11 protein-coding genes are annotated in these 12,281 nt (G+C 63.5%); 6 read left to right on the forward strand and 5 right to left on the reverse strand.

What is annotated here, in order from left to right:
* Positions 1-6: 6 nt before the first annotated feature.
* The 4 genes from iolD to iolC are packed head-to-tail and all read right to left on the reverse strand — an operon-like array spanning position 7 to position 4,740.
* A complete protein-coding gene (iolD, locus tag AB0362_RS03885; protein WP_366234838.1) occupies positions 7-1,965 on the reverse strand; it encodes a 3D-(3,5/4)-trihydroxycyclohexane-1,2-dione acylhydrolase (decyclizing) in 1,959 nt (652 codons plus the stop codon).
* Positions 1,962-2,843, reverse strand: a complete 882-nt coding sequence (gene iolB / locus AB0362_RS03890) for a 5-deoxy-glucuronate isomerase (RefSeq protein ID WP_366234839.1) — start codon at positions 2,841-2,843, stop codon at positions 1,962-1,964. The genes iolD and iolB overlap by 4 nt, the downstream gene beginning before the upstream one ends.
* Positions 2,844-2,846: 3 nt before the next feature.
* Complete coding sequence (locus AB0362_RS03895) at positions 2,847-3,749, reverse strand: aldolase (RefSeq protein WP_366234840.1); 903 nt, start codon at positions 3,747-3,749, stop codon at positions 2,847-2,849.
* Positions 3,742-4,740: a 5-dehydro-2-deoxygluconokinase gene (gene iolC, locus AB0362_RS03900; protein ID WP_366234841.1), complete on the reverse strand. Its 999-nt coding sequence runs from the start codon at positions 4,738-4,740 to the stop codon at positions 3,742-3,744. The genes AB0362_RS03895 and iolC overlap by 8 nt, the downstream gene beginning before the upstream one ends.
* A gap of 189 nt (positions 4,741-4,929) precedes the next feature.
* Here iolC and AB0362_RS03905 point away from each other — a divergent pair, with 189 nt between their 5' ends.
* Entirely contained in the window at positions 4,930-5,700 is a 771-nt protein-coding gene (locus tag AB0362_RS03905; protein ID WP_366234842.1) for a GntR family transcriptional regulator, read from the forward strand.
* A 36-nt stretch (positions 5,701-5,736) separates the two neighbouring features.
* Here the strand turns inward: AB0362_RS03905 and AB0362_RS03910 are convergent, their stop codons facing one another.
* The gene (locus tag AB0362_RS03910) at positions 5,737-6,735 is read right to left on the reverse strand and encodes a Gfo/Idh/MocA family oxidoreductase (RefSeq protein ID WP_366234843.1); all 999 of its coding nucleotides are present in this window, start codon (positions 6,733-6,735) and stop codon (positions 5,737-5,739) included.
* A gap of 78 nt (positions 6,736-6,813) precedes the next feature.
* On the opposite strand from AB0362_RS03910, the gene AB0362_RS03915 reads away from it, so the two are divergent.
* From AB0362_RS03915 to AB0362_RS03935, 5 genes are all read left to right on the forward strand, one after another.
* Positions 6,814-7,848 carry a Gfo/Idh/MocA family oxidoreductase gene (locus tag AB0362_RS03915; protein WP_366234844.1) on the forward strand — a complete coding sequence of 345 codons (1,035 nt, stop codon included), beginning with the start codon at positions 6,814-6,816 and terminating at the stop codon, positions 7,846-7,848.
* 208 nt (positions 7,849-8,056) lie between these two features.
* Positions 8,057-9,025 (forward strand): substrate-binding domain-containing protein, encoded by a 969-nt coding sequence (locus AB0362_RS03920; protein ID WP_366234983.1) that lies wholly within the window; start codon positions 8,057-8,059, stop codon positions 9,023-9,025.
* 66 nt (positions 9,026-9,091) lie between these two features.
* The gene (locus AB0362_RS03925) at positions 9,092-10,150 is read left to right on the forward strand and encodes an ABC transporter permease (RefSeq protein WP_366234845.1); all 1,059 of its coding nucleotides are present in this window, start codon (positions 9,092-9,094) and stop codon (positions 10,148-10,150) included.
* Between the two features lie 3 nt (positions 10,151-10,153).
* The gene (locus AB0362_RS03930) at positions 10,154-10,972 is read left to right on the forward strand and encodes an ATP-binding cassette domain-containing protein (RefSeq protein WP_366234846.1); all 819 of its coding nucleotides are present in this window, start codon (positions 10,154-10,156) and stop codon (positions 10,970-10,972) included.
* A 79-nt stretch (positions 10,973-11,051) separates the two neighbouring features.
* On the forward strand, positions 11,052-12,215 hold the full coding sequence (locus tag AB0362_RS03935) for a Gfo/Idh/MocA family oxidoreductase (RefSeq protein ID WP_366234847.1): 1,164 nt from the start codon (positions 11,052-11,054) through the stop codon (positions 12,213-12,215).
* The last annotated feature ends 66 nt before the right edge of the window (positions 12,216-12,281 follow it).

Below are 12,281 nucleotides of genomic sequence, written 5' to 3' on the forward strand. Positions count from 1 at the left end.
GGGTGACTACTGGCCGGACGGACGCAGGAACGGCCGCTGGATCTTCTTCCACTTCTGATATGTCTCGTACGCGGTCCGCGTCGACTCGAGGGTCGAGGTGGCACTGACCGGCACATCCCACCAGGATTCGGAATCCGGGGCAGCGATGAGTGGGTCGGTTTCGACGTGGATGACCGTGCTCGTCTCGCTCGCCTTGGCCGCCTTCACCGCGTCCGTGAACTCGCTTCCGTTGTTCACGCGGACGACGTGGACGCCGAGGCTTGCCGCATTCGCGGCGAGGTCGACGGGCAGGATGCCACCGTCCAAACGACCGTCCTCGCTGCGGTAGCGGTAATCGGTGCCGAACCTTTGCGATCCGAGTGACTCCGACAGCGAACCGATGGACGCGAACCCGTGGTTCTGCACCAAGATCATGATGACCTTGACGCCTTCCTGTACGGCGGTGACCAGTTCGGTCGCCATCATGAGGTACGAGCCGTCGCCCACCATGATGAACACGTCACGGTCCGGCTCGGCCATCTTCGCACCGATACCGCCCGCTACCTCGTAGCCCATGCACGAGAAGCCGTACTCGACGTGATATCCCTTCGCATCCCTTGTGCGCCAGAGCTTGTGCAGATCGCCGGGCATGGATCCGGCAGCACACACCACGACGTCGCGGGGATCGGACAGGGTATTCGCGAGACCGATGACCTGGTTCTGATTCAGCGGTGCGGACGAATCCTCGATGGCGTATACCGACGTCACCGTGTCGTCCCATGCCTGAGCGAGCTCGGCAACTCTGCTGCGATAGTCGTCCGACACCGTGAAGTCCCCGAGGGTCTCGGCCAGCGCGTCGAGCGTTTCGCGGGCGTCGGCGACGACGGAGACACCACCCTGCTTGACCGAGTCGATCGAGGCCACGTTGATGTTGACGAACTTCACGTCGGTGTTGGTGAACGCGGTCCGCGACGCAGTGGTGAAATCGCTGTAACGCGTACCGATTCCGATCACGACATCGGCTTCGGTGGCGAGCGCATTGGCGGCCGTCGTTCCGGTGGAGCCGACGGCACCAACCGATTGCGGGTGGTCGTACGGCAACGATCCTTTGCCCGCCTGGCTCTGACCGACGGGGATACCCGTCGCTGCGCAGAACGAGGCAAGTGCATCGGTTGCACGCGAATAGATCACGCCGCCGCCTGCCACGATCAGCGGCTTCCGCGCGCTGCGAATAACCTCGGCCGCCCGCTCGACGGCGGACTTCTCCGGGACGGGACGGGCCATGTGCCACGTGCGGGGAGCAAACAACGATTCCGGCCAGTCGAATGCTTCGGCCTGCACGTCCTGCGGGATGGCGACGGTGGCCGCGCCCGTCTCGACCGGATCGGTGAGGACGCGCATCGCACCGAGCAGAGCGCTCGGCAGCTGCTCGGGGCGCCACACCCGGTCGAAGTAACGCGACAGGGGCTTGAATGCATCGTTGACCGTGACGTCGCCGCTCGACGGAAGCTCGAGCTCCTGCAGTACCGGCGCGCTGGCGCGAGTCGCGAAAGTGTCTGCGGGAAGGAGTAATACGGGAAGGCGGTTGATCGTGGCCAGAGCTGCGCCGGTCAGCATGTTGGTCGAGCCCGGCCCGACGCTGGCCGTCACTGCCCAGGCCTGCAGACGGTCTTTCTGGCGCGTATAGGCAACGGCGCTGTGCACCATGGCTTGTTCGTTGCGTCCGAGCACGTACGGCAATTCCGGTTCGGTGCCGGCTTCGACGGCGTCGATCTCGGCCTGGAGCAGTGCCTGGCCGAGGCCGGCGACGTTTCCGTGACCGAAGATGCCGAAGGCTCCCGCGAAGAACTTGGTGCGGACGCCGTCGCGCTCGACGAACTGGTTGGCCAGAAACTTCACGACGGCCTGCGAGACGGTCAGATGCACTGTCGGTTCGGCGTTGTCGTTCTTGCTTGCCGAGATCGGCGCTGTGGACACCACAGTCATGCTCCTGTCGATGCGGTGTGGAGGGGAAGGCGAGGATCGACCGGCTGATCGGCCCAGCTGCCGCGAATCCAGGTGTGTTCGGGATCGTCGACGATGTTCCAGGCGCGCTCGACACCCGGTCCGGCCATGACGTTCAGGTAATACATGTGATAGCCGGGGGCGGCAACGGACGGGCCGTGGTAGCCGTGCGGCACGAGGACAACATCTCCGGTTCGCACTTCTTCGAGCACCTGGATCGGTCGCTGCGGTGTGCCGTAGACCCGGTGGTAGCCGAAACCTGCGGCGCCCTGGGGCCCGTCGGCGATCTCGAAGTAGTAGATCTCCTCGAGCGCCGATTCGTTCGCGGTGTTCTCGTCGTGCTTGTGTCCCGGGTAGGAGGACCAGTTGCCGCCGGGGGTGATGACCTCGCAGGCGATGAGCGAGTCGGCCTCGAACGTGTCCGCGGTGCCGAAATTGTGGACCTGCCGACTGCAATTGCCCGCGCCGCGCAGTTCGACCGAGATATCCGAAGCGGGCACGTAGCGGAACGGGAGATCGTTCTTCGCCCGTGCGCCGCACAGGGCGAATCGGCCACCGGCTGCGCTGGCCACCGAGTACGCCGAATCTTTGCCGACGTAGGCGAAGTCGGACGGGCCGTCGAACACCGATGCACGGCCGGCGAGCTCGAACGTGGTGCCGGCACTGGTCACCGATGCCGATCCCGCCAACGGGAGAACCATGATCTCGTCCGGACCCGAATTCAGGTCCACCGACTGACCGGCCGAGAGCGTGAAAGTCCACAGACTCGATTCGGTCCACCCCGCGCTGTCGGGTGTGACGGCGACGTCGAAACCGTTCGTGCTACCTGTACCGGCAGCGATGTAGTACTCGGAGTTCATGTTTCACCTCACCATGTCGACGGCGGTACCGACAGCAGCTTCGACGTTTCCGTCCGGCGGGTAGAGCAACGTGCGACCGACGATCAGGCCCCGGACCGCGGGAATCTCCAGTGCGCGCGCCCAACTGGCGTACGTCTCCTCCGGAGCAGTCTGCGGGTCGCCGCCGAGGAGCAGAGTCGGGAACGTCGTGGCATCCATGACGCGTTCCATCTCGGGCACGACGGGAAGCTTCATCCACGTGTGGGCCGAGCTGGATCCGAGGCCTTGCGTGATGTGAATCGATTTGATGACCGCGTCGGTACTCAAGTCGTTCTTGACGCGACCTTCGACTCTGCGTGAGAGGAACGGCTCGACCATGGCGATGAGGTTCGCCGCGGCCAGTTCGTCGATTGCCTGCGCGCAGGCGGTCATCGTCGCCAGAGTGCCCGGATCGTCGAGCGCAATCCGAGTGAGCATCTTCGCACCGTTCATGCGCGCCTTTGCCGTGGAAGCAGCTGTGGCACCGGTCATTCGATCGTCCAACTCGAACGACGCGCCGGCCAAGCCGCCGCGATTCATCGACGAGAAGACCACCTTGTCCTCGAGCGCACCGAGCAGCACGAGGTCGTCCAGGATGTCGGCGGACCCGAGCACACCGTCGACGCCGGGATTGGCGAGCGCAGTGCGCAACCGGTCCAGCAGCTCGGTGCGGCTGTTCATGGCGGTCATGTTCGAGCCGACCGACAGCGCACCCCGTGCCGGATGGTCGGCAGCAACGATCATCAGCCGGCCGTTGCCGCGGATCGTGGGGCGGGTGACCCGAGTGGCCCACGCACGTTCGATGGCCTGCGGGTCGGTGGCGCGAATCGCGGTGACCTCGGCGTAAGTGGTGGCCGCGGGTGCGGGACTCAAGGTGGTCTCAGACATTGACAGCCTCCGTGGCGGTTTGTTCGGCGAGTAGAGCGACTTCGGTGGCGGTGGGCATTGCCGTCGAACATTCGAGGCGCGATGCCACGATCGCTCCGGCGGCATTGCCGTAACGCAGGATCTTCTCCAGGGGCCAACCGGCGAGCAAGCCGTGGCACAGCGAACCGCCGAAGCTGTCCCCCGCCCCGAGGCCGTTGACCACGTAGACGAAGTTCGGTGCCACCGTGACGGTCTGAGTCTTAGTCTTGCCGAGGACACCTTTCGGGCCCATCTTGACGATGGCAAGCGAGACCCCGAGATCGAGGAGCGCATCGGCCGCCTTGTGCGGGTCGGTTTCGCCGACTGCGATCTGGCACTCTTCCTTGTTTCCGACGGCAACGGTGACCTGCGCGAGCGCCCGGCGCACCTGCTCCGTCGCGGCGGCAGGCGAATCCCAGAACATCGGCCGGTAGTCCAGATCCAGCACGGTCAACGGCGCTCGATCTCGGGCCTCCCACGCAGCGAAATGAGCACTACGACTTGGCTCTTCGGACAAGCCGGTAACTGTCGACCAGTAGAGACGCGCGTTGCGGACAGCATCGACATCGATGTTCTCCGGACGGATCTGGAGGTCGGGTGCCGACGGCTTCCGATAGAAGTACAGCGGAAAGTCGTCGGGCGGGAAGATCTCGCAGAACGTGACCGGAGTCGCGAACTGATCGTCGGTGACGACGAATTGGTTGTCTACGCCCAGCCGAGCCAGTTCCGCGGCCACGTATCGACCGAAGGGGTCGTTGCCGACGCCGGAGATCAACGCAGAGCGGCAGCCCAGTCTCGCGGCGGCGACGGTGACGTTCGCGGCGCTACCGCCCAGGAACTTTCCGAAGGTGTCGACCTCCTCGAGACCGACGCCGGTCTGCAGAGGATAGATATCGACACCACTTCGCCCGATGGCGAGGACGTCGAAGGCCGCGGTGTTCGCGTCGGCTGAGGTGGTCACGATCGACTCCATTGGTGTGAGGTGTTCGTTTCGGTGAGGGCTTCCGCACGTTTCTTCGGTGCGTCCACTGTGCGTGAGCTCACACGCAAATGTCAATACTTTGTCCTGACATTCTTACTTCCGGTCAAGTGATGTTATCCATCCCCTACACTTCGTACAAGCCGGTGCCCCACAGCGCCCACCGACAGACGGGAGAGACCAGTGACCACGTCGAACACAGCGGCGGCTGGAACCGAGGCGGCCCAACTTCCCGTCGAGCTCAACCGGTCGAGTCCGGTGCCGCTGTACTTTCAACTGGCCCAGGCAATCGAGTCCGCCATCCTGCAGGGCGTCCTCGCGCCGGGAGAACGCTTCGAGAACGAACTGGCACTTGCCAAACGACTGAGCCTGTCTCGTCCCACCACCCGCCGCGCGATACAAGAACTCGTCGACAAAGGGCTGCTGGTACGTAAGCGGGGCGTCGGCACACAGGTGGTTCAGAGTCCGGTTCACCGACCGGTCGAGCTCACCAGCCTGTTCGACGACCTCGCCCGCGCTGGGCAGAATCCGACGACCCGACTCCTCGACTACCAGGCCGGTCCGCCGACACCCGACGTCGCACAGGAACTGAACATTTCCGACACGACGGACGTCGTCACCATTCGCAGGCTCCGAAGCACCAACGGTGAGCCGCTCGCGGTCATGGTCAATTATCTGCCGAGCGAACTCGCCCCGGAGCCGGACGAGCTCGAGACCCAGGGCCTGTACTCCTCGTTGCGTACGCGGGGGGTACACATCAGGCTCGCCCGCCAGCGCATCGGCGCCCGAGCGGCCGACCGCGAGGAGGCAACCCTGCTCGACGAAAAGTACAAGGCACCGCTACTGACCATGCACCGCACCGCTTTCGACGATTCGGGGAGCGTCGTCGAGTTCGGAGCGCACGTGTACCGGGCGTCCCGGTACTACTTCGACACCACCCTGGTCGATCGCTGAAGGACCGATCCACACCGGACATCGGTAACCGCGTCGTCAGAGAGGACTCTCGACCGCGACGGTTCCACCGCCATTGTGCATCGAGGTGATCAACGCCTGTGCCACCACGCTCGCCTGCAGCCCTTCACGCGCCGATGCCAGGGTGGATGTGCGCCCTTCGGTGATCGAATCGATCCACTCGCCCAGCTGTAGTCGATACGCGTCGGCAAAGCGAGGGACCCAGTCCTTCGAGTACGAATAGCTGTGCTGCAGAGCATGATCGGTCAGCGTCCGAACCGGCTCCGCCAGACGACTCGCGCCGTGTTCGCCGACCACCTCACAGCGGATGTCGTACCCGTAGCCGGCATTGAGGAACAATTCCACGGTCGCCAGAACACCGTTCTCGGTTCGCAACAGCATGAACTGCGGATCGCGGCGATGCTCTATCCGCTTGCTCGCACGAGTGACATGCCAGCTGACCTCGACCACCGGGGAGTCGAGCATCCACGGCACCGTATCGAGTTCGTGTATCGCAGAACCGGTGATACTTGCCTCCGAATCGCCGCCCGGCCCGGAGGTGACCGTGCGACTCGAGCAGTGCACGATCAACGGATCTCCCACTGCGCCCGAGGACACAGTGTGCTTCAACTCGACGTATCCCGGGTCGAATCGGCGCATGAAACCCACAGTGAGCAAGGGAATTTCGCCCGAGATCGCAGCCTCGTGGGCTCGAACCACCGTTGAGCATTCCTCGACGGTCGCTGCGAGCGGCTTCTCACACAGGACCGGCTTGCGGGCCTCGATACAGGCGAGCACCAGATCGGCGTGGGTGGAGTCGTGGGAGGCGACGACAACGGCGTCGACGTCCGTCCGCGAAATCAAACCGTACGGGTCGGTGACGCCATCCGCACCGACCTCAGCAGCCAGACCAAAGGCGCGGGTGGCGTCGACGTCGGCCACGGCCGTGACAGTCGCACCCGACACCACCGAATGCAGATTCCTGATGTGGTCGGCCCCCATCACTCCGGCTCCGATGACTCCTACGCGCACGCTCATGGGGCCTCACTAACGATCTCGATGAAAAACATCGAATGTCCGGACATATGTACAGCACGTGATACTAGGGTGCGTGGCATGACGTCGACCAGCGAACTAGTACTTCCACCCTCACGCATCGCACCGCCCATGAATGCCCCTGCACTTCGATGGGGCATCCTGGGTCCGGGATGGATCGCCGCGCGATTCGCAGAGGCACTGCGCCACCACACTTCTCAGAAGATCACGGCCGTCGCCTCGAGAAACGCGCTGCGAGGATCGGCCTTCGCGGCGGACTGGGGAATCCCGACCGTCCACGGCAACTACGACGACCTCGTCGCACGTTCCGATGTCGACGTCGTGTACATCGCCACCCCGCACACCCTCCATTTCGAGCACGCAGCGCTCGCACTCGAGGCAGGTAAACACGTCGTAGTGGAGAAGCCCCTCGCCCTCGACGCCCACCAGGCTCGTGCTATCGCCGAGCTCGCCCGATCCACGGGATTGTTCGCAATGGAGGCCATGTGGTCTGCATTCCTGCCGATGTTCGACGTCATCGACCAGATCTTGGCGCAGGGAATGCTCGGTGAGATCAGTACCGTCCTGGCCGACCACGGCGAGCACTTCGACACCGACCATCGGATCTACGACCCCGCACTCGCCGGTGGGCCCCTCCTGGATCTGGGGACCTACGTCGTCTACTTCGCCCAGAAAGCGCTGGGCCGGCCTGCCGGTGTCACGGCGGTGGGACAGCAGGCGAACTCGGAGCTGAACGGTCAGATCTCGGCGACCCTGACCTCACCGACAGGTGCTCACGCCGTTCTCAACACCACCATCCTGGCCGACACGCCGAACCTCGGTGCCGTGTGTGGCACGGCGGGCATGCTTCGAACGGCGGGCGTCTTCTACCGGCCGGGAGATTTCACCGTGTCCTTACGGGACGGACGATCCGCTCGGTTCGTCGACGACGTCAGCGGTTACCCCGCCGGACTTGCGTACGAAGCTGCGGAGGCGGCCCGACGGATCGCCAGCGGAGAGCTCGAAAGTCCCTGCCACACAATGAGCGACACCATCTCCACCCTCGAGACCCTCGACGAGTTGCGACGCCTGCTGGGGATCGATTTCCCTCTCTGAGTCCCGCTCGCCGAGGGGCTTTGCAGTCCTAATGTCTGGACAAACAATTGACTTTCGGGTGTGACCGGTATTACATCTTCGTAGGCAGTACGCCCGGCCCGACATCAGCGGGTCGTCTGGTCATCGAGAGGATGTTTGAAAAATGACGTCTCGTTTGGGTTCGGTAGCGGACAGGTCCCCAAAGAACCTGGGGCGCAAAACCATCGCAATGGCGATGGGGGTCGCGCTGGCGGCATCGGTCGCCGCGTGTTCGTCCTCGGGCGGCGCGCCCGAGGAGTCCGACTCCGGAAGCAACGCAGGAACGGCCGATACCCCGAAAGCAACAATCGCGATGATCACCCACGAGGTACCCGGTGACACGTTCTGGGATCTGATTCGCAAGGGTGCCGAGGCAGCGGCAGCGAAAGACAACATCGAACTGCGCTACTCCGCAGATCCCGAGGCACCGAACCAGGCCAACCTCGTCCAGAGCGCGATCGACTCGAAAGTCGACGGCATCGCGGTGACGCTGGCCAAGCCCGACGCCATGGCCCCTTCGGTCGAGGCCGCGGAAGCGGCAGGAATTCCGGTGGTTGCGTTCAACTCCGGATACGACTCCTGGAAGGACATGGGAGTCGGCCAGTACTTCGGCCAGGACGAGACCATCGCCGGTCAGGCCGCAGGTGCCCGCCTGACCGCGGACGGCGCGAAGAAGACCCTCTGCATCATCCAGGAGCAGGGCCAGGTTGCTCTCGAATCCCGCTGCGCCGGAGTCACATCTGGCTTCACCGGTGGTAGCACCGAAATTCTCAACGTCAACAGCAAGGACATGCCCTCGGTAGAGGCCACCATCACAGCCAAATTGCAGCAGGATCCCTCCATCGACCACATCGTCGCACTCGGAGCCCCGATCGCGTTGACGGCCGTGCAGTCCAAGGCCAACGCCGGAAGCAACGCCACCGTCGCCACGTTCGACACCAATGCCGCGTTGGTCGATGCGATCAAGTCCGGCGACGTGGCGTGGGCGATCGATCAGCAGCCGTACCTGCAGGGTTACCTGGCCATCGACTCGCTGTGGCTCTACCTCAACAACGGCAACACCATCGGCGGCGGCACCCCGGTTCTGACCGGGCCCGCGTTCATCGACTCGACCAATATCGACGCCATCGCCGAGTACGCCGCAAACGGTACTCGCTGAACTCGACGCTCACCGGCACCCGATCGTCGCTGCCGGTGAGCGTCGCACCAGCATGGAAGGAATACCATGTCCACGCAGGCCGACCTGGATCTGTCCAAACACACTGTCATCGTCGATGAGCGGGTGAAGAAGCAGAAGCCGTTGCAGCGTTTGTTGATTCGCCCGGAGATCGGAGCTCTCTTCGGAGCGATCATCATCTTCGTGTTCTTCTGCATCGTCGCACCACCGTTCCGCTCCCCCGAAGCGCTCGCCACCGTCCTCTACGCGTCGTCGACGATCGGCATAATGGCCATCGGGGTCTCGTTGCTGATGATCGGCGGCGAGTTCGATCTGTCGACCGGAGTCGCGGTCACCTTCTCGTCCATCATGGCGTCGATGATTGCCTACAATCTGCACTTGAACGTGTGGATCGGATCTGCGTTGGCGTTGGTGCTCGCATTGGCGGTGGGGTTCCTCAACGGGTACCTGGTGATGAAGACCAAAATTCCGTCGTTCCTGATCACACTCGCAAGCTTCTTGATGCTCACCGGGATCAACCTCGCCGTCACAAAGTTGGTGACCGGGCAGGTAGCAACACAGTCGATTTCGGACATGGACGGATTCGATTCCGCCAAAGCGGTGTTCTCGTCTTCGTTCTCGCTGTTCGGAGTGTCCATCCGTATCACCGTCGTGTGGTGGATCGTGTTCACTCTCGCCGCGACGTGGGTGTTGATGAAGACGCGCATCGGCAACTGGATCTTCGCCGTCGGCGGTAATCAAGACTCGGCCCGCGCCATCGGCGTCCCGGTCACCAAGGTCAAGATCGGTTTGTTCATGTTCGTCGGGTTCTGCGCGTGGTTCGTCGGCATGCACCTGCTGTTCGCGTTCAACACGGTCCAGTCCGGCCAAGGCGTCGGCAACGAGTTCCTCTACATCATCGCCGCCGTTATCGGCGGGTGCCTGCTCACCGGCGGGTTCGGAACTGCCATCGGCGCATTTATCGGTGCGTTCATCTTCGGAATGGCGAACCAGGGCATCGTCTACGCCGGCTGGAACCCCGACTGGTTCAAGTTCTTCCTCGGCGCGATGTTGCTGTTCGCCGTCATCGCCAACAACTCGTTCCGTACCTACGCTGCGAAAAGGTAGATCATGACCATTCACGCCGACACACCCATCGAATCCGAACCCGCGGGCGGGGGCAAAACGCCCCTCATCGAACTGAAGAACGTGGGCAAGAGCTACGGCAACATCATCGCTCTGCAGGGCATCAACCTACGTGTGGGTGCCGGTGAAGTCACCGGAGTCCTCGGCGACAACGGAGCCGGCAAGTCCACCTTGATCAAGATCATGGCCGGACTGCATCAACAGAGCGAGGGAGAACTGCTCGTCGACGGCAAACCGACCACGTTCGACTCCCCCAAGGACGCGCTGAACCAAGGCATCGCGACGGTCTACCAGGACCTTGCCGTTGTCGCGCTCATGCCGGTGTGGCGCAACTTCTTTCTCGGTCAGGAGCTCCGCAAAGGCACCGTGTTCAAGTCACTCGACACCAATGCCATGCGCGCGACGACCATCGAGGAATTGCACAAGATGGGCATCGATCTACCCGACGTCGACGCACCCATCGGCTCCCTCTCGGGTGGTCAGCGTCAGTGTGTTGCCATCGCCCGCGCCATCTTCTTCGGTGCGCGTGTTCTGATCCTCGACGAGCCGACCGCAGCCCTCGGCGTCAAGCAGTCGGGAATGGTGTTGCGCTACATCTCCGCAGCCAAGGAACAGGGCTTCGGCGTCGTCTTCATCACCCACAATCCCCACCACGCATACATGGTCGGCGATCACTTCGTCCTCCTCAACCGTGGACGTCAGAAGCTCGACTGCAGCTACGAGGACATCTCCCTCGACGACCTCACGAAGGAAATGGCGGGCGGCGACGAACTCGACACCCTCACCCACGAACTTCGGCGGTAAGTCGGGTCCGTTACTCACATGCTGTATCGGGCCGGTCCGACAGGACCGGCCCGCACATCTTTCGAAAAGGAGTTTCGTTGTGCGATCGACTCGGTCTGTTCGTGTCGGAGTAGCGGGTTTCGGGTGGATGGGACGGGTGCACACCCAGGCGTATTCGCGCCTGACGCAACACTATCCAGACCTGGGCCTGCGCCCGGAGTTGGCGATGGTCGCGGACGAGCTCGAAGGCCGAGCGGACGACGCTGCCGATCAGTTCGGCTTCGCGGCGGCGACCACCGATTGGCACGAGATCGAATCCGACCCGACGATCGAGGCCGTCTCGATCACCGCGCCCAACTTCCTGCATCGTTCCATCGGCACCGCGATGGTCGAAGCGGGAAAGCACATCTGGATCGAGAAGCCGGTCGGCCTGACCGCCGACGATGCGCGCGCTGTCGCACTCGCGGCGGAGAAGGCGGGCGTGCAGACGGCCGTCGGATTCAATTACCGCAATGCCCCGGCGGTCGAAGAAGCCAAGGCCCTCGTCGAGTCCGGCGAACTCGGGACGATCACCCATGCCAGATTCCGATTCTTCAGCGACTACGCGGCACATCCTGACGGAGCGCTGAGCTGGCGCTTCGAGCGGGCCCGCGGCGGTAACGGCGTACTCGGCGATCTCGCCTCACACGGAGCCGATCTGGTCTACTACCTGCTGGGCGAAATCGAGTCCCTGGTGGCAGACACTGCCATCTTCGTCCCCCAGCGAACGAAGCCGAGCGGGTCCGCCACCGGGCACGCCCTCGCCGTCGGAGGTGAACCCGGGGCCGTCGAGAACGAGGACTTCGTCAGCAGCCAACTCCGCCTGCACAGCGGAGCTCGCGTCGTACTCGAGGCCAGTCGCGTGGCCGTCGGCGATCAGAACGCTTACGGATTCGAGATTCACGGCACGAAAGGTGCTGTGTCGTGGGACTTCCGCCGGCTGGGCGAACTCTCCGTCAGCACGGGTGACCGATACCAGGATCAACCTGCATCCACTGTCTACGTCGGACCTTCGCACGGGGAATACGGCGCATTCCAACCCGGTTCGGCGTCCTCCATGGGTTACGACGACCTCAAAGTCATCGAGGCAATGCGCTTCTTCAAGTCCATCGGGGATGGAAAGCCCTGCGGCGCAACACTACGAGACGCCGTCCGCAGTGCCGGGGTACTCGATGCCATGTCGGAATCAGTGGCCTCGGGACGGTGGGTCGGCCTCGGCGAATAGAGGCGGTGCTGTCAGGATCAGATTCGCGGGTATCGATCGACCGAGGCTCACCGCGGAGGCTCGGTT

Origin of the sequence: Rhodococcus sp. NPDC079359 (assembly GCF_040702585.1) — a bacterium.
In the GTDB taxonomy this organism is placed as follows: domain Bacteria; phylum Actinomycetota; class Actinomycetes; order Mycobacteriales; family Mycobacteriaceae; genus Rhodococcoides.

What these genes read in the sequence shown, in the direction of transcription:
- iolD (WP_366234838.1), bottom strand. Translation starts at nt 1,965, where the DNA reads ATGACTGTGGTGTCCACAGCGCCGATCTCGGCAAGCAAGAACGACAAC.
- iolB (WP_366234839.1), bottom strand. Translation starts at nt 2,843, where the DNA reads ATGAACTCCGAGTACTACATCGCTGCCGGTACAGGTAGCACGAACGGT.
- AB0362_RS03895 (WP_366234840.1), bottom strand. Translation starts at nt 3,749, where the DNA reads ATGTCTGAGACCACCTTGAGTCCCGCACCCGCGGCCACCACTTACGCC.
- iolC (WP_366234841.1), bottom strand. Translation starts at nt 4,740, where the DNA reads ATGGAGTCGATCGTGACCACCTCAGCCGACGCGAACACCGCGGCCTTC.
- AB0362_RS03910 (WP_366234843.1), bottom strand. Translation starts at nt 6,735, where the DNA reads ATGAGCGTGCGCGTAGGAGTCATCGGAGCCGGAGTGATGGGGGCCGAC.
- AB0362_RS03915 (WP_366234844.1), top strand. Translation starts at nt 6,814, where the DNA reads ATGACGTCGACCAGCGAACTAGTACTTCCACCCTCACGCATCGCACCG.
- AB0362_RS03920 (WP_366234983.1), top strand. Translation starts at nt 8,057, where the DNA reads ATGGCGATGGGGGTCGCGCTGGCGGCATCGGTCGCCGCGTGTTCGTCC.
- AB0362_RS03925 (WP_366234845.1), top strand. Translation starts at nt 9,092, where the DNA reads ATGTCCACGCAGGCCGACCTGGATCTGTCCAAACACACTGTCATCGTC.
- AB0362_RS03930 (WP_366234846.1), top strand. Translation starts at nt 10,154, where the DNA reads ATGACCATTCACGCCGACACACCCATCGAATCCGAACCCGCGGGCGGG.